At 71.4% G+C, this 17,749-nt stretch carries 8 protein-coding genes; 7 read left to right on the forward strand and 1 reads right to left on the reverse strand.

The features are described from left to right. The first annotated feature begins 59 nt into the window (after window positions 1-59). The 3 genes from ACFVM3_RS11480 to ACFVM3_RS11490 all read left to right on the forward strand — a co-directional run bounded on the left by ACFVM3_RS11480 (window position 60) and on the right by ACFVM3_RS11490 (window position 2,659). Window positions 60-860 (forward strand): SAM-dependent methyltransferase, encoded by an 801-nt coding sequence (locus ACFVM3_RS11480; protein ID WP_378437837.1) that lies wholly within the window; start codon window positions 60-62, stop codon window positions 858-860. 61 nt (window positions 861-921) lie between these two features. Beyond that, on the forward strand, window positions 922-1,659 hold the full coding sequence (locus ACFVM3_RS11485) for a methyltransferase domain-containing protein (RefSeq protein WP_378437839.1): 738 nt from the start codon (window positions 922-924) through the stop codon (window positions 1,657-1,659). A 49-nt stretch (window positions 1,660-1,708) separates the two neighbouring features. Then, entirely contained in the window at window positions 1,709-2,659 is a 951-nt protein-coding gene (locus ACFVM3_RS11490; RefSeq protein ID WP_378437841.1) for a DMT family transporter, read from the forward strand. A gap of 36 nt (window positions 2,660-2,695) precedes the next feature. Here the strand turns inward: ACFVM3_RS11490 and ACFVM3_RS11495 are convergent, their stop codons facing one another. After that, window positions 2,696-3,691, reverse strand: a complete 996-nt coding sequence (locus ACFVM3_RS11495; protein WP_378437843.1) for a LacI family DNA-binding transcriptional regulator — start codon at window positions 3,689-3,691, stop codon at window positions 2,696-2,698. A 94-nt stretch (window positions 3,692-3,785) separates the two neighbouring features. Here ACFVM3_RS11495 and ACFVM3_RS11500 point away from each other — a divergent pair, with 94 nt between their 5' ends. The 4 genes from ACFVM3_RS11500 to ACFVM3_RS11515 all read left to right on the forward strand — a co-directional run bounded on the left by ACFVM3_RS11500 (window position 3,786) and on the right by ACFVM3_RS11515 (window position 17,637). After that, window positions 3,786-4,637, forward strand: coding sequence for a phytanoyl-CoA dioxygenase family protein (locus tag ACFVM3_RS11500; RefSeq protein WP_378437845.1), 852 nt, complete (start codon window positions 3,786-3,788; stop codon window positions 4,635-4,637). A gap of 787 nt (window positions 4,638-5,424) precedes the next feature. After that, window positions 5,425-8,853, forward strand: a complete 3,429-nt coding sequence (locus tag ACFVM3_RS11505; protein WP_378437847.1) for an amino acid adenylation domain-containing protein — start codon at window positions 5,425-5,427, stop codon at window positions 8,851-8,853. Then, entirely contained in the window at window positions 8,850-12,308 is a 3,459-nt protein-coding gene (locus tag ACFVM3_RS11510; protein ID WP_378437849.1) for an amino acid adenylation domain-containing protein, read from the forward strand. Before ACFVM3_RS11505 ends, ACFVM3_RS11510 begins: the two co-directional genes overlap by 4 nt. Before the next feature lie 13 nt (window positions 12,309-12,321). Continuing rightward, window positions 12,322-17,637, forward strand: coding sequence for an SDR family NAD(P)-dependent oxidoreductase (locus ACFVM3_RS11515; RefSeq protein WP_378437851.1), 5,316 nt, complete (start codon window positions 12,322-12,324; stop codon window positions 17,635-17,637). Window positions 17,638-17,749: the final 112 nt, after the last annotated feature.

The following is a 17,749-nucleotide window of genomic DNA, read 5'->3' on the forward strand; positions in this document are numbered from 1 at the left end:
TCTCGGTACCGTACTGGCGACGGCGGTGTACGGGGAGTCGAGGCATTGCGAGGTGCGGGGTGTCCGTGGCGGGTGGACGGGTTCCGGAGGGTGTCGACATCCGAGTGCCGAGTGCGGCACGGGTCTACGACTGGCTGCTCGGCGGCAGCCACAATTTCGACGCCGACCGCGCCGTCGGGGAGAAGGTCATGGCGGTCCTGCCAACGGGCCGCCAGGTCGCCGCGTCCAACAGGGCGTTCCTTCGCCGCGCCGTGCAGTACATGGTCGGGCAGGGCATCACCCGGTTCCTCGACCTGGGCTCGGGAATCCCGGCCGTCGGGAACGTGCACGAAATCGCCCAGGACATGGATCCCGGATGCCGGGTGGTCTACGTCGACTACGACAAGGTCGCCGTCGCCCACAGCCGCCTCATCCTGGACGGCAACCCGAACGCCGCCGTCGTGGAGGAAGATCTCTGCGATCCTCAGGCGGTCCTGAATTCGCCCGCGGTGCGGGAACTGCTGGATTCCGGACAGCCGATCGGGCTGCTCATGGTGGCCGTGTTCCACTTCATTCCGGACAGCCTGTACCCCGGCGAGATCGTCGCCCGGTACCGGGAGGCACTGCCGGCAGGCAGCCTCGTCGCGCTGTCGCATCTGACCGCCGACCACGCGCCCCGGGAAATGGCGGCGGTCACCGAGGCGATGAAGAACAGCAGGGATCCCATGTACTTCCGCCCTTACGCCGAGGTCGCCGCGCTCTTCGACGGACTGGAGCTGATCGATCCCGGCGTGGTGAGCGCGCCGCTGTGGCATCCGGAACCCGGCCTCCGCGACATCGAACCGGACGACGTCTACGCCGGCGTCGGACGCAAGGTCTGAGCCCGTTCACGACGCCGGATAACCGATTGTCCGCGCCATCCGGACCTGCCATGGTCTCCGGATGCAGCGTGAACGGATCTCCCGGCTTGCCCATGCGCGTCACCCGGTGGCTTCGCCGTTGGGTGACGAGTCGGTACGACAACTGCTGGAGCGCGGACTGGGAGACGGGGACGGGCACGTCCTCGATCTCGGTTGTGGTGGTGGTGAATGGCTGCTGCGGGCTCTGGTCGCCTATCCGAAGTTGCGGGCCGTGGGCGTCGACGTCTCCGATGGCGCGCTGACGCGTGCTCGGCATGCCGCGCGGGATCTCGGCGTGGCGGACCGGCTCGATCTCCAGCACGCCGACGCCGCGGATTTCACGTCCACACAACGATTCGACCTGATCCTCAGTGTCGGAGCCGCGCATGCCTTCGGTGGTCTGCTCGCCACCCTCGCGGCCGCCCGTGAGCATCTTGCTCCCGGCGGGCGCGTCCTGGTCGGTGACGGTTTCTGGGAACGCGATCCGTCACCGGAGGCGGTGGAGATGCTCGGTGATTTCACCGATCTGGCCACCACGGTCGACCGTGTCGTCGCCGATGGATGGGTGCCCGTCTACGGGCACGTCAGCACTCGCCACGAGCTGGACGCTTACGAATGGGACTGGACGGGGACACTGGCCTCGTGGGCGCTCGACCACCCCGACGATCCGGACAGTCCGTACGCGCTCGCCGCGGCCGCCACCCATCGAGAGGAATGGTTGCGCGTCTACCGGGAATCTTTCGGGTTCGTATGCCTCGTTCTCCGCCCGACCACCGGGTGACGTCGCGGTCGAGGCGACCGTGCTCGGGTCCGTTTGCCATGCTGCCGGTGTGGTGACAAAGGAAACGCAGCCTGTCCAGGCGCCCGCCGGCCGGGGGAGAGCACTGGTTCTGGTGTGCCTGGCCGGCGTGCTCTGGGGCACCATCGGTCCGGTCATCCCGGTCGTCCACGACGCTTCGGGCCTTTCACCACTGGCCATCGGCGGGTACCGCGCCTTGGTCGCGGTCGTCGTCCTGGTGATCGCCGCCGCCGTGCTGCGGCGGTTGCGCGACTGCGTACGGCTCGGCAGGCGGAATTGGCGGCGGGTGGCCGTGGTCGGGGTTTCGACGGCGATCTTCCAGCTGCTCTTCTTCGTGGCCGTCCTGTGGGCGGGAGTGAGCATCACTACCGTGGTGTGTCTCGGGTTCGCGCCGGTGCTGTTGCTGATCACCGGAAGCGTCCGGCGTCGCCGACGGCCTTCCGCCGCCCAGTTCCTCACGGTCACAGTCGCGCTCGCGGGGCTTCTCCTGGTCAGCGTTGTCGGCAGCCCTGACGGCGAAGCGCCGTACCCGGTGCTGGGTGTGCTTACCGCACTGGCGTCCGGCGCCGCCTACGCCCTCTCCGCCGAAGCAGCCGGGCCGTTGTCTCTACGGCTCGACACGCTGACCATGACCACGACGACGACCTGCGTCGCGGCGATGGTCCTCGTTCCCGCCGGACTGATCGTGCCGTTGGCGAACGGAGGCGGGGTGTGGACCGGCGACATCGGGTCGTGGGCGCTGATCGGCTACCTCGGGGCCGTGACGATGGCGCTCGCCTACGCGCTGCTGTTCACCGGCCTGCGGACCACACCCAGCGGCGCGGCGGTGGTGGCGACCCTGCTGGAGCCGGTCACCGCTGTCGTGATCGCCGTCGTCTTCCTCGGCGAGCGGCTGACGGTGGCAGGCGTCGTGGGAATCGTGCTGGTCATGACCGCGATCGGCAGCCTCGGACGTCACTCGAAGGAACCGGCACCGCAGTGATCCACCTGTTGTTCGCCGGAACGACGAGCGACCGGCTCAGCTCGTTTCCCGGACGATCAGCCGGTGCGGGGCGACGATCGAGCGCGGCGACCGCGGGCTCGCCATCTGTTCGGCCAGCCGGTCGAGGGCGAGTTCGGCGATGCGATCCTTGTCCGGGGAGACGGTGGTGAGCGCCGGGACCGCGAACCTGCCGTCTTCGATGTCGTCGAAGCCGATCAGTGCCAAGGAATCCGGTACCGCGACGCCGCGGTCGGCGGCGGCTCTCAACGCTCCCAGCGCGAGTTCGTCGGTGAAGCAGAAGACCGCGTCGGGCGGCAGGGGAGAGTCGAGCAGCCGCAGCATCGCCCGATGGCCGTCGGCGCGGTGCAGGCGTTGCACGGGCACTTCGAGTCCGGGGTCGGCCGGTAGTCCGGCCTCGGCGAGCGCTTCCCGGTAGCCTGCCAGCCGCTGGCGGGCGGTCGCGTTGAGCGAGCGCGGCTGGCTGCCGACCGCGGCGATCCGCCGCCGTCCGCGCGCCAGCAGGTGCGCGGTGGCCTCGCGTGCGGCCGCGATGTTGTCGATCGCGACGTGGTCGACGCCGGCGGTACCGTCGTGCTCGCCGAGAAGCACGAGAGGGGCGGTGTCGGTCCGGGAGGCCAGTTCCGCCGGGGCCACCGCCCACGGACTGAACAACACGCCGTCGACCAGTTGGCTGCGTTGTCCGTGCAGCAGTTGCGTTTCCCGTTCGGCGTCGCCGTCGGTCTGGTCGATGAGCACCGTCAGTCCCCGCGCGTCGGCGATACGCACCGTCCGCGCGGCGAGCTCGGAGAAGTAGGGCGAATCGATCTCCGGGATCACCAGCGCGACCAGCCCGGTCCGGCCCTGCCGGAGCGTCCGGGCGGCCATGTTGGGCCGGTAGCCGAGGGCATCGATACTCGCCTGCACCCGCTCCCTGGTCGCCGGAGCGACGTACCGGAAGCCGTTGACCACGTTCGACACCGTCCGCACGGACACCCCGGCGTGCTCGGCCACATCCCGCAGCTTCGGGTTCATCCTCTTCCTCTCGCTCCCCGCGAGGATAGCTCTTGCAACGTGGCATGCCACGTTGCAAACTGGAGAGACGCTGCCGTGTCGCCCGGAGGTCGAGATGCCTGTCCACCACACCGCTCCCGCCCCGCTGCCCGCCGACGAACTCGAATCCCTGACCGCCCGCCTGTACCGGGAGGGCATCATCGGTCTCCCGCAGGCGTTCACTCGTGACTGGGTCGGACGCCTGGGCGAAGACATCGAGACCGCGTTCGCCGAAGCGCGCGGGCGCGAAAACGGCGCGGTCGGTCGCGGGCCCAACCGGTTCTACGTCGAAATCCATCCCGAACAGCTGCGCGGGTTCGCCGAGTTGGTGTCCCATCCGTGGATCACCGCCGTCGCCGAGGCCGTGCTGGGGCCGGACTACCGGATCGTCGAGGTCGGTTTCGATGTCCCGCTGGCAGGCGCGATCGACCAGCCGTGGCACCGCGACTTCCCGATGCCCGAGGAGACCGCACTCCATCGCAGGCTGAACTCGTTGGCCGTCAACGTGACCGCCGTCGACACCGAACCGGATATGGGACCTTTCGAGATCGCGCCCGGCACGCATTGGGACGACGGCGGCGCGTTCGAGCACGGGATGTTCCCGCCACGGGCGGCGTACCCGCGCTACCGGGAACTGGCCGTACGCAAATTCCCGCGCATGGGCGACATTTCGATCCGGTCGGCGCTGACCGTCCACAGAGGAACCGCGAACCACTCGGCCAAAAGCCGTCCTGTCCTGGTCCTCGGTCTCGACGCGCCGGGAGCGGGCAACGACGCCCGGCACGACACCGCCGTGACCCGCGAATTCTGGGCTACCCTGCCGGATTCGGTGCGCGCCCACCTTGATTGCCCGATCGTCGATTCCCTGCGGCCCATTACTCAGAAGCACACCATCGAAGGTCTTGTGATGGGCGAATCCGACTCCTGAGCCGCTTTCGAGCGGGAGAAAATCGCATCGAAGTAATTGTCTCCTCCGGATCGCGAATTCGCCTGAATGGATACGCGCCGATTCGCTGTGGGCGTCCTGCGAGTCTGTGTCTTCCCTCAAATGTCCACAAGGATGCGTTTTGTCGACTGGATGTTCATAGGTACGGTTTTCACGTGGGGGCGTGAGTCGGCGGGGTGAAGGCTCCCTTCGTCGCGTCTGGCGCGGTGATGGGAGCCTTCACCCCCCCTGGTCGTGCGCTGGTCGTGCCACCTTGCTCAAACCGGCCTGATCGGGCGCCGCCCTCCCGAAGAGAGGCCTTCGTGGACAGTCGGGTCCGCGGGCATCTGCGTGCCGACCCATGTCGGCTGTCTGCTTGACGCCGCTGCCGCAGGCTTGGCGGGGTTCACTCGTGCGACCGGATCCGCATTTCTGAATCGATTGCGGAAATCGGTCGACCGGTTGCCGGTAAACGTGGCTCATGACATGGTGTCGGTTAATATCCGACGTGTCACCGAAAGTGATCAACCGAGTGTCGTTGGTGTCCGAACGATGGTCGCCAAGTGCTGCTCAGGATGCGGATTCCAGCGTAAGCCGTGGAAAATTGCGACGTATGGTCCAATATGGATGGATCGTTCGGACTAAATCCACGGAAATCGTATTCCTCCGCGCGGCAGGTCGTCTTAACCTTGCGTGATTCTTCACCTGAATCTGCACTGGGGAGCAAGATGAAGTCCACGCCGTTGTTGTCGCGCGCCCGAAAAACCTCGGAGCGACTGCTCGACGCCCGATGACGGAACCCGGCTGCGTCAGCCGATTCGACAGGCACGTCCGGCGAACGCCCGACCACGTCGCGGTCTTCGAGCACGGCACAGGGCTCACCTACACCCGGCTCGCCGGGCTCGCGGGCGGCCGCGCGCTGCGGCTACGCGACGCCGGTGTCCGGCCGGGGGAGCGGGTCGGGCTCGTCACCGGGCACGGCAGCGCCGCGATCGCGGCGATCTTCGGCACCCTCGCCGCGGGTTGCACCTATGTCCCCTTGGACCCGACCTTCCCCCAGGAGCGTCTCGAGTACCAGCTCACGGCCGCGCGGGTGACCGCCGTGCTCGCGGATCCGGAGTACGTCGAGCTGGCAGAGTCCTTGTGCGGCAACGGATCCGTGCGGCTCGTGCGCACGGGCACGGAGACCGCGCCGCTCCCCGTGCCGGAAGCCGATCCGGACGACTTGGCGTATGTACTGTTCACCTCCGGGTCCACCGGCCGTCCGAAGGCCGTCGCGCAGACCCACCGCAACCTCCTGCACGTCGTCGACAACCAGATCGCCGCGCTCGGCATCACCGCGGCCGACCGGCTCAGCCTGCTCGCGTCGTTCGGCTTCGACGCGGCGATTCCGGACCTCTACCCGGCACTGCTCACCGGCGCCGCGCTCGTGCCGGTCGACCTGCGCGCGCACGGTCTCGCCCACGCCGCGCGCGAGCTGGCCCGGCACGAGGTGACCGTCTACCACTCGACGCCCACGGTCTACCGGCACTTGCTCGACATCCTCGGCGAGACCGGCCTCCCGTCCGTGCGGACCGTGCTGCTCGGCGGCGAACAGGCGACCCACGCCGACGTCCGCCGCGGCCGGTTCGCGCCGGAATGCGTGTTCGTCAACGGCTACGGCGCCACCGAGGTGACGTTCGCCGCGCACTACCGGACGACCGCCGCCGAGCTGAGCCCGAACGCCGAGGGACCGCTGCCGATCGGGCGCCCGCTGCCAGGGTTCACGCTCACCGTGCTGGACAGCGGCGAACTCGAAGTGAGCGGGCGGCATCTCGTCGACGGCTACCTCGACCAGCCGAGTCCGGCGTTCGAGGTGACCGCCGACGGCGACCGTCGCTATCGGACCGGCGACCTCGGCAGGCTGCTGCCGGACGGGAACCTCGTCTGCCTCGGACGGCTCGACCGGCAGGTCAAGGTCCGCGGCTTCCGGGTGGAGCTGACCGAGATCGAAGCCAAGCTCGCCGAACAGCCTGACGTCGCCGAAGCCCGCGCGATCGTGCGTGACGGCGACTTGCTCGCCTACGTGACCGCGGCGGGCCCGCGTCCGGACGGCCGAGTGCTCCGAGCCGCGCTGGCGGACGCCCTGCCCGGCTACTCGGTGCCCGCAGCCGTCGCGGTGCTGGACCGCTTTCCGCTGACAGTCACCGGAAAGCTCGACGAACTGGCGCTTCCGGACCCGCGGGTGGCCGCGACCGTCCCGGCCGAGCGGCTGACCCCGGCCGAGGAACGTGTGCACCGGATCTGGTGCGCGGTGCTGGGTCGTGACCGGATCGGGCGTACCGAGGCGTTCTTCGACGCCGGCGGTGACTCACTGCGGCTGGGCCGGGTGCAGGCTCGGCTGGCCGACGAGTTCGGGGTGGACGTCCCGCTGCTCGTCCTGTTCGAGCGCACGACGATCGCCGGACAGGCCGCCTGGTTCACGGAATCCACTTCGGACACTCAACCGCCGCCTGCCGCGGAGGAGCAGGCCGGGGATCTCATCGCCGTCGTCGGGCTGGCCTGCCGGTTCCCCGGCGCGCCGGACGCCGCCTCGTTCTGGTGGAACCTCTGCGCGGGTGTCGATTCGATCCACGACTACACCGACGAAGAGCTGGCAGCGCTGGGCATCGGGCCGGGTCTGCGTGCCGACCCGGCGTACGTGCGGGCAGGCGGCCGGATCGAGGGCGTCGAGGAGTTCGACGCCGGGTTCTTCGGATTCACCGCCGACGAGGCCGCGCGGACCGACCCGCAGCATCGGCTGTTTCTCGAAACGGCCTGGCAGGCACTCGAAGACGCGGGACGCGACCCCGCCGCCGAGACCGGGCCGGTCGGGGTGTTCACGGCCGCCTCGGTGAACCGCTACTTCCTGTTCCACCTGTTCGGCAACCCGGCGGTGACCGGCGACGTCGACCCGGACGACTGGGAGGGGCGGCTGACCGGCCGCCAGCTCACCGACCACCTGCCCGGCCAGGTCGCCTACCGGCTCGGGCTGACCGGGCCGGCGGTGGCCGTGCAGAGCGCGTGCTCCAGTTCGCTCGCGGCGGTGGCGCTGGCCGCGCAGAGCCTCGCGGACTACCGGTGCGACGTCGCGCTGGCCGGCGGGACGAGCGTGACTTGGCCGCGGTACCGCAGTGGCGGGCTCGCCTCACCGGACGGCCGGTGCCGCGCGTTCGATGTCGCCGCGGAGGGCGCCGGGTTCAGCTCGGGCGCCGGGGTGGTCGTGCTGCGGCGGCTGGCGGACGCACTCGCCGACCGCGACCACGTCTACGCCGTGCTGCCCGGCTGGGCGATCACCAACGACGGCCCGGACCGCGCGGGTTACGCCGTGCCGGGACCGGCCGGGCAGGCGGCCGCGGTGGCCGAGGCGCTGGCCGTCGCGGAGGTCGCGCCGGACGAGGTCGCGCTGCTCGAAGCCCACGGCAGCGGCACTCCCCTGGGTGACGCGATCGAGGTGGCCGCGCTCAACCGCGTCTACGGGGACACGCTGCCGGAAACGTGTGCGCTGGGTTCGGTGAAGACGAACATCGGGCATCTCGACGCGGCGGCGGGTATCGCCGGGCTGATCAAGGCCGTGCTGTCCGTACGGCACGGCGTCATCCCGCCGAGCCTGCACTTCACGGCCCCGCATCCGGAGGTCGACCTGGCGGGCGGCCCTTGGTACGTCCCGGCGAAGGCCACCGACTGGCCCGTCCGCGAGCGGCGGGTGGCCGGGGTCAGCTCGTTCGGCATGGGCGGCACGAACGTGCACGTGATCGTGGAGGAGGCACCTGCCGTCCCACCGCGGCAAGCGGCGAACGGTCCGTTCGTACTGCCGGTGTCCGCGCGTGACCCGAAGGCCTTGCGCGAGGCGGTTTCCCGGCTGCGTGACCGGCTCGCCACGGACACGCCGGACCTCGGGGACGTGGCGTACACGCTTTCGGCGCGGCGGGCTTTCGTGTGCCGGGCCGCCGTGGTGGCGGACTCGGTCACGTCGGCGGTCGCCGCGCTCGATGCGGTGCTGGCGAACGGAACCGACGTCGAGGGCCCGGCAGGGGCGGAGCGAGACCTGGCTGCCCATTGGGCCGCAGGCGGCGAGATCGGATGGGTGGCGGACGGCGATCCCGGCCGCGTCCCCTTGCCGGGTTATCCGTTCCAGCGGGAGCGGCACTGGATCGACCCACCACATCACCACACAACCGACCAGGAGACCCCTCGGTGACCGACACCTTGCCCGTCGTGGGAGGCCACGGACCGCCACTGTCCTATCCGGACACCACGATCACCGGGCTGATCCTCGCCCAGGCCGCGCGCACCCCCGATGCCGTCGCCGTCCGGCAGGGTGACGTCCGGCTCACCTACCGAGAACTGGTCGCGTCGGCGACCGGGGTCGCGCGGTTGCTGTGGGCCAGGGGTGCCGGGCCCGGCACCCGCGTCGGCGTTTGTGCCGACCGCCGGCCGGAGCTGATCTCGACCGTCGTGGGTGTACTGCTGTCCGGAGCCGCCTACGTGCCGCTCGAACCCGGCGGCCCGAAGGCACGGCTGGCCGAAATCGCCGCGGACGCCGGGATCTCCCTCGTCGTCGGTGACCGCGCGCGGGCCGAATTCGGTGCCGCGGAAGGCATCGAGGCGCTCGACGTGCCTCCGCCCGCGGACGGGCCCGTCGAGTGCCCCGCCGGGCCGGACGACCTCGTCCACCTCCTCTACACCTCCGGCTCCACTGGCAGGCCCAAGGGCGTGCTGACCAGTCACCGCAACGTGGTCGCGTTCGTGACCGGGTTCGCCGCCGCCCTCGGGATCCGGCCCGGTGCCCGGGTGTTCGGCATCTCCTCGCCTGCCTTCGACGCCTTCACCATGGACGTGTTCGTCCCGCTGGCCCACGGCGGATCGGTCCAGCTCGCCGGCACCGCCGATCGGGCCGACCCCGAACGGCTGCGGCGATTCCTCGTCGAGCACGACGTCGAGTGGGGTTTCGTCACGCCGACGCTGCTGTCCATGGTGGACCCCGCGGCCGTACCCGGCTGGCGCGTCATCGCCTGCGGTGGCGAGCCGGTGCCCGCCGAGCTCGCCGCGCGCTGGCTGCCGGGCCGTCGGTTCTTCAACGCCTACGGGCCGACCGAGACCACCGTCGTGGTCGTCACCGACGAGGTCACCGGTATCCCCGCAGACCCGCTGCCGCTCGGCCGCCCGACGCCGAACCACCGGGCGTATGTCGTGGACGCCGAGCTGCGGCCGGTCGCGCCAGGCGAGATCGGCGAGTTGCTCATCGGCGGCCCGGGCCTCGCGCACGGCTACCTCGGCAGCCCCGAGCTGACCGCCGCGAAGTTCGTCGACGACCCGATGACGCCGGGGGAACGGCTCTACCGCACCGGCGACCTGGCCCGTGAGCTCCCCGACGGCCGTCTCGAGTTCGCCGGCCGTGCCGACCGCCAGGTGAAGGTCCGCGGCCAGCGGATCGAACTGGGCGAGGTGGAGGCCGCGCTCGCGACCCATCCCGACGTCGACGTCGCTGCCGTGGAGGCCGTCCCCTGGCAGACAGGCACCCGGCTGGTGGCCTTCCTGACGCCGGCGTCCGCACCGTCCGATGTGGACGAACTCGGCCGGGACCGGCTCACCGCGGCGATGCGCCCGGCCGCGGTCCGGGTGCTCGACCGCCTGCCGGTCAACCCCGTCACCGGCAAGATCGACCGGCCTGCGCTGCGAGACCTGGCCGAAGCGGTGCTGGCGGGACAACGGGGGGAGGACCTCGGCCCGCTCGGCACCCCGGCCGAGCGGGCGGTCGCGGCCATCTGGCGGCGAGTGCTCGGCGGCGGCGCGGGGACGGATTTCCTGGCCTCCGGCGGCAACTCGATCGCCGCGATGCGCCTGGTCGCGGCGTTGCGGGCGGAGCTGGCCGCGGACGTCGCCACGGAGGACGTGCTCGCGAGCGGCACTCTCGACGGGCTCACCCGGCGGGTCGCGGCCGCAGCGCCGCTGACCGGGCCGGGGCTGACCACCGGGCACGCGCCCGCGCTGTCCCCGCAGCAGCGGCGGCTGTGGTTCCTCGACCAGCTCGCCCCGGACGCCGCGCCGTACAACATCGCGATGGCCTTCCGGCTGACCGGTGCGCTGGACGTCGACGCCCTGCGCCGTGCCTTGCGCGCGGTCGCCGAGCGGCACGACGTACTCCGCTGGCGGATCCGGGCCGTCGACGGCGCGCCGGTGGCGGATTGCCTGCCGTCGTCGGACGTTCCGTTGCCGGTGGCGCCGGTGACCGAAGACGCTCTGCGGGCACGGCTGGCCGCCGACGCCGCCACGCCGGTGCGTCTCGACCGCGAGGCTCCCTGGCGCGTAAGGCTTTACCGGATCGGCGAGTCGGAACACGTGCTCGGCTTCACCCTGCATCACGCGGTGTTCGACGGCTGGTCGCAGGACCTGCTGTGTGCCGATCTGTCGGCGGCCTACCGGGGCGAGCCGCTGCCGCCGCCGGGGGCGTCCTATGCGGACTACGCGGTGTGGCGGGCCGGCCGCGACGAACGGCGGGAGGCAGTGGACGTCGCTTGGTGGACCGGACATCTCACCGGCGCACCGACCATAGTGGACCTTCCGAGGGACCGGCCGCGCCCTGCCGTGCAGACCTACCGGGGCGCGAGCCTGCGTCAGTCCTTTTCGGACGGTGTCGCCGATTCGGTCCGGGCACTGGCCGCCCGCACCGGCACGACCCGCGCCGGAGTGCTGCTCGCCGCGTTCGGACAGCTGCTGCGGCGGCTCACCGGCGCCACCGACCATCTGGTCGCGACGGTCGTCGCGGACCGGCAGCTCGCCGAGTGCCAGGAGATCGCGGGCTTCTTCGTCGACATCGTGCCGGTGCGGCTGCGGGCCGACGACGCCGCGGACTTCGCGACGCACGTCCGTGACGGCGGAGCGGAACTCCTTGCCGCGACCGCACATCCGGCCGCGCCGGTCGAGCGGCTCGTCGAGGCGCTCGGTGTGCCCCGCGATCCCGCGCACGCCCCGCTCGTGCAGGTGATGTTCAACGTCCTGAACTTCAGCGAGCCGCGGCTTGACCTGCCCGGCGTGGCCTCGGCGTGGCTGCCGGTCGACAAGCCGGGTTCGCCGTTCGACCTCACGGTGTACGTCCACGACGACGGCGTCGAACTGCTGTACAACCCGGACCTGTTCGACCACTCCCGGATGGCCGGGTTCGCCGAGGACTACGTCGCTCTGCTCGGCGCGCTGGCCGCGGCGCCGGACGCGCCGGTCGGGACGAGCGTGCCGGAGCTGCCGCGGGCGGACGTCCGCACGGCCGCGCCCGCCGCGACGACCCGCTCCAGGGCACGGCCGCCGTCGGTGGCCGCGGACCCGGCGGCGGCCGCCGCGACCGAAGCCGTGATCGCCCGTGCGTGGTGCGACGTCCTCGGCGTCGCGGAAGTCGGGCACACCGAGAACTTCTTCGACGTCGGCGGGAATTCCCTCGCCTTGGCCAGGGTGCACGCCCAGCTCACCACCCGGCTCGGCCGCCGGATCCCGATGGTCGACCTGTTCACCCACCCCACCGTCCGTGCCCTCGCCGCGCATCTGCACTCCGGTGGAGCCGCCGTCCCGGAACTGGCCCGCGCCGCCGAGCGCGTCGCCGCCCGCCGAGGCCGGACCCAGACCAGAAGACCCCGTCGCACCGCCGGCCCGGCCGGCCCCTGATAGGAGCACCACCGTGAACCACCTCCCCGAAACCGGCACCGGCGATCCCGGAGCCGAACCGATCGCGATCGTCGGACTCGACATTCGCGTGCCCGGCGCGCGTGACGCGCGGCAGTTCTGGCGCAACCTCGTCGACGGCGTCGAGTCGATCCTGCCGGCCACGCGCGAGGAGATGATCGCCCGCGGCGCCGCACCGGACACAGTGGACGATCCGAGTTGGGTGAACGCCACCGCCGTGGTCGACGGCTTCGACGAGTTCGACGCCGAACTGTTCGGTATGACCAGCCGCGAGGCCGAGATCACCGACCCGCAACATCGGCTGTTCCTCCAGTCGTGTCACGCCGCGCTGACCGACGCGGGCTACGACCCGGCGCGCTTCGACGGCGCGATCGGTGTCTACGGCGGGTCCGGGGGCACCGGATACCTGACCGAGAACCTGATGCGCAACGAGCGGCTCCTCGCCTCGCAGCACGGCGGTATCGGCATCTCGACCGGCAACCAGCCGAGCTACCTGACGACCTCGGTGTCGTACAAGCTCAACCTGCGCGGCCCGAGCCTCGCGGTGTTCACCGCCTGCTCGACGTCACTGGTCGCGGTACACCTGGCCTGCGAGGCACTGCGCAACGGCGAGTGCGACATGGCGCTGGCAGGCGGGGTCAACGTGGAGATGCCGCACGGCGTCGGCTACATGGGCGTCGACGGGTTCACCTCGCCCGACGGCCACGTGCGCGCGTTCGACGCCGGCGCCAACGGCACGGTGTGGAGCAGCGGCGTCGGAGTCGTGCTGGTGAAGCGGCTGTCGCAGGCGATCGAGGACGGCGACCACATCCGGGCCGTCGTGCTGGGCAACGCGATCAACAACGACGGCGCCACCAAGGTCGGCTTCTCCGCGCCCAGCGTGTCCGGGCAGACCGAGGCGGTCGCGCAGGCCGTCGGCATGGCCGGTGTCGACCCGCGCACCATCGGCTACGTCGAGGCGCACGGCACCGGCACCGCGCTGGGCGACCCGATCGAGATCACCGCACTGTCCACTGTGTACGGAGACAGGGTCGCGGACACCGGCTGGTGCGCGATCGGCTCGGTGAAGTCCAATATCGGCCACCTGTCGCAGGCGGCGGGCGTGGTCTCGTTGATCAAGGCCGTGCTCGTCATGGAGCACGGGCTCATCCCGCCGACCATCAACTACCACGAACCCAACCCGGGTATCGACTTCCCGGCGACGCCGTTCTACCCGGCGCGCGAGGTGACGAAGTGGGAGGCGGGCCAGGCACCGAGGCGGGCGGGCGTCAGCTCGTTCGGCGTCGGCGGCACCAACGCGCACGTCGTGCTTGAGGAAGCGCCGGTCGTCGAGCGATCCCGGACGCCGCATCCGGCGCACCTGCTACGGGTGTCGGCCAACACCCCGGAAGCGCTTTCGACCGCGGTCGACCGGCTGGCCGAGCGGCTGGCCGGGGATGTCGACCTCGACCTCGCCGACGTGGCGCACACCCTGGCCGCCGGGCGCACCGAGTACCCGCACCGCGCGGTCGTCGTCGCCCGCGACGCGGAGGACGCGGTCGACGGGCTGCGGGATCCCCGGCGTCTCGTGTCCGCACAGGCGGGGGAGACGAACGTGGCGTTCCTCTTCCCCGGCCAGGGTTCCCAGTACGCCGGGATGGGCGCGGAGCTGTACGAGGCCGAGCCGGTGTTCGCCGCGGCCGTCGACGAGTGCCTGCGGCTGCTCGAATCCGAGCTGCCGGAGCTGCGCGAGCTGATCTTCGGACGCGGTGGCGAGCAGGCACTGCGGGAAACCCGTGTGACCCAGCCCGCGCTGTTCGTCGTCGAGTACGCGCTGGCGAAGCTGTGGCAGAGCTGGGGCGTGCGGCCCGCGGCGATGATCGGCCACTCGGTCGGCGAATATGTCGCCGCCACCGTCGCCGGGGTCTTCACCCTGCCGGACGCGCTGAACCTGGTCGCCACGCGTGGCCGCCTGATGCAGTCGATGCCCGCCGGGGCGATGCTGGCCGTCCAGCTCGACGAGGAGAGCGTCACCACGCGGCTGCCGGGCACCCTCGCGATCGCCGGGGTGAACGGGCCCGGCACGTGCGTCGTGGCCGGGCCGTCCGACGCGATCGCGGACTTCGCGGCGACACTCAAGGCCAGCGGCGTGCAGTGCCGCGAGCTGGTGACTTCGCACGCGTTCCACTCGCCGATGATGGACCCGATCCTCGCCGAGTTCACCGAGGCCGTCGCCGCCGTCACCCGCACCGCGCCCGCGCTGCCGTTCCTGTCGAACGTCACCGGCGACTGGATCACCGACGCCCAGGCCACCGACCCCGCCTACTGGGCTTCGCACCTCCGTCAGGCCGTCCGGTTCGGCGACTGCGTCAAGAATCTGTTCGCGCGGGGCGGCCGCTGGGCGCTCGTCGAATGCGGCCCGGGGCATCAGCTGTCCGGGCTTGCCCGCGGCCAGGTCCCGAAGGGGATGCCAGCGCCGCAGCCGAGCCTGCCGGGCCGGACCGAGCGCATCGGCGACGTCGAAACGCTGTACGGCGCGGCCGGTCTCTTGTGGACGAACGGCGTTTCCCTGGAACCGCGCATGTTCGGCGCGCCCGGCCACCGGGTGCCACTGCCCGGCTACCCGTACGCGCGCAAGCGGTACTGGGTCGATCCGGACCCGGTCACGGCCGCCCAGCCGGTGCGGCGGACTGGTCCGCTGCCGCTGTCCGAGTGGTTCGCGGTCCCGGCGTGGCGGCAAGCGGAACCGGACCTGAGACGCGAGCCTTTCGCGGACGCGCTCGTCTTCGCCGCAGACGACTTCCTGCCCGGCCTCTTGCGCGACGCGGGTGTGACGGTCACAGAGGTGCGACCCGGCGACGGGTTCTCCGCGACAGAGACCGGATTCACCGTCCGGCCGGGGGTGCGCGAGGACTACGACGCGCTCGTGGCCGCGTTGTCCGCCCGGCCCGAGCGGGTCGTGCACGCCTGGACGCTGGCCGGGGATGAGCGCGGCATGGCCGCCCAGGAGCACGGTTTCTTCAGCGTGCTCAACCTCGTCCAGGCCTGGGGCGAGCCGGTGCGGATCGACGTGGTGAGCACCGGTACCGCCGACGTCACCGGCACCGACCTGACCCGCCCCGAGCACGCGACCCTCGCCGGTATCGCCAGGGTGGTGCCGCTGGAGGTCGCGGGCACGGTGGTACGGCGGATCGACGTAATCGACGTCATGGACGCCGTCGCCGAGCTGTTCCGCCCGGCCGACGCGGCGGCCGAGGTCGCGTTGCGTTCCGGCCGTCGCTGGGTGCTGGACTACAGCCAGCTCGAACTGTCCGCGAACACGGAGCCGGTGCTGCGGGACGGCGGCCGGTACCTGATCACGGGCGGGACCGGCGGTATCGGCATCACGCTCGCCGAGGACCTCGCCCGCCGGGTGCGCGCGAAGCTCGTGCTGCTCACCCGCGCCGGGCTGCCGCCGCGGGCGGAGTGGGACGCGCACCTCGCCGCGCACGGCGGCACCGACCGCGCCGGACGGGCGATGCTCGCCGTGCGGCGGATGGAGGCCGCGGGCGCGGAGGTGCACGTCGTCGCCGCCGACGTCACCGACGCCGCGCGCCTGCGCGAGGTGCGTGAGCTGGCCGAGCGCGAGTTCGGCGGTCTCGACGGGATCGTGCACGCCGCCGGGCTGCCCGGCGGCGGCGTCGCCGAGGTGAAGGAACGAGCGGCGGCCGAGGCCGTGCTGGCCCCGAAGATCGCCGGGACACTCGCGCTGGCCGAGGCGTTCGCCGACCTGCCGATGGACTTCGTCGCGCTGTGCTCGTCGATCACCGCGGTGGCGGGCGGCATCGGGCAGGTCGACTACTGCGCCGCCAACAACTTCCTCGACGCCTACGCTCGGGGCGGTCACGGCTGGCGGGCGCGGCTCGTGTCGCACGCCTGGGGTGGCTGGGAAGAGGTCGGTATGGCCGCGGAAGTGGCCGCGCCGACCGCGATCCGCACCGCCCGGTCACGGGCCCTCGGCGCGGTCGAGCATCCCGTGGTCACCACGCGCACCGAGGACGGCGCGCACGGGCTCGTCTCGGCGGCCACGCATTGGCTGCTCGACGAGCACCGGATCGCCGGGGTGCCGGTGGTCCCGGGAACGGGACACCTGGAGACCGTCCGCGCGGCCGTGGTCGCGGCGCTGCCGAAGCCCGGGGACGGGCACGTCGTCGAGCTACGGGACGTCGCGTTCCTGGAGCCGTTCGGCGTCCCGGACGGCGCCACCGCGGAGTACCGCGTGGAGTTCGACGGCGACGACTTCACCGTGACCAGCCACGTCGCCGGCGCGAGCCGGACCCACGTGCGCGGATCCGCCGGATGGATCGAGCCCGGCTCGGCGTCCACTGTGGACATCGAGGCGGTGACCGGGCGGACCGAGCCGATCGACGACGGAAACGGCTTCGGCACCGGCCGCACCAGCATGGTCACCTTCGGCCCGCGCTGGGCGGCACTGCGCGAACACCGCATCGGCGCACAGGAAGAGCTGGCCACGATCACGGCTCCCGACGCGGCGGCGGGTGACGTCGGCGCGTGGGGGCTGCACCCGGCACTGCTCGACGTCGCGACCGCGTTCGGCCGCGGCCGGGGGAGCGGCACCTACCTGCCGATGAGCTACGGCCGGATCGTCGTGCACGACGCGCTCCCGGCGAGTTTTCGCAGCCACCTGCGCTACCGCGACTCCGACGGCGATCAGGTGGTGGCGGCCGACCTCTCACTGTGCGACGACACCGGCCGCGTGCTCGTCACGATCGAGGACTTCGTGCTGCGCCAGGTGGATCAGGACGCCGTCGGCGGCGGCCTGGCTTCCGCGTCCACTGTGGACACTGCTGGGACGTCGACCGGGATCCGGCCGGTGGACGGCGCCGAGGCGTTCGTCCGGGCGCTGGCCCCCGGCCTCGGCGGGCAGGTGGTGATCAGCACCCTCCCGGTGCGGGAGCTGATCGAGCACCAGGTCACCGTCGAGGAGCTGGACGAACCCGACGAAGCGGCGGTGAAGGTGTCGGAGGACGACTACGTCGCCCCGCGTACCGAACTGGAGGCCGAGATCGCCCGCCAGTGGACCGAGTTGCTCGGTGTGGAGAAGATCGGCATCCACGACGACTTCTTCGCCCTCGGCGGCAACTCGCTGGTCGCCATCCAGCTCATCGCCCAGGTGCGCAAGGCCACCGGCACGCGGCTGGCGATGAAGACGCTGTTCGAAGCGTCCACAGTGGCCACTCTGGTCGAGCGGATCGAGGAGCTGCGCGCCGGCAAGGCCGAGGCGCCCGCCGAAGAACCCGCCCGGACCACCATCCCGAAGCTCGAGCGCTGAGCCGTGGGTCAGGCCTCGTGAGTGTTGAGGACGGTTCTAACCGTCCTCAACACTCACGACCACCTGTACCCACGACGCCACGTTCGCTTGACCTCTCACTGAACAGGAAATC

Origin of the sequence: Amycolatopsis sp. NPDC057786, assembly GCF_042797905.1 — a bacterium.
In the GTDB taxonomy this organism is placed as follows: domain Bacteria; phylum Actinomycetota; class Actinomycetes; order Mycobacteriales; family Pseudonocardiaceae; genus Amycolatopsis.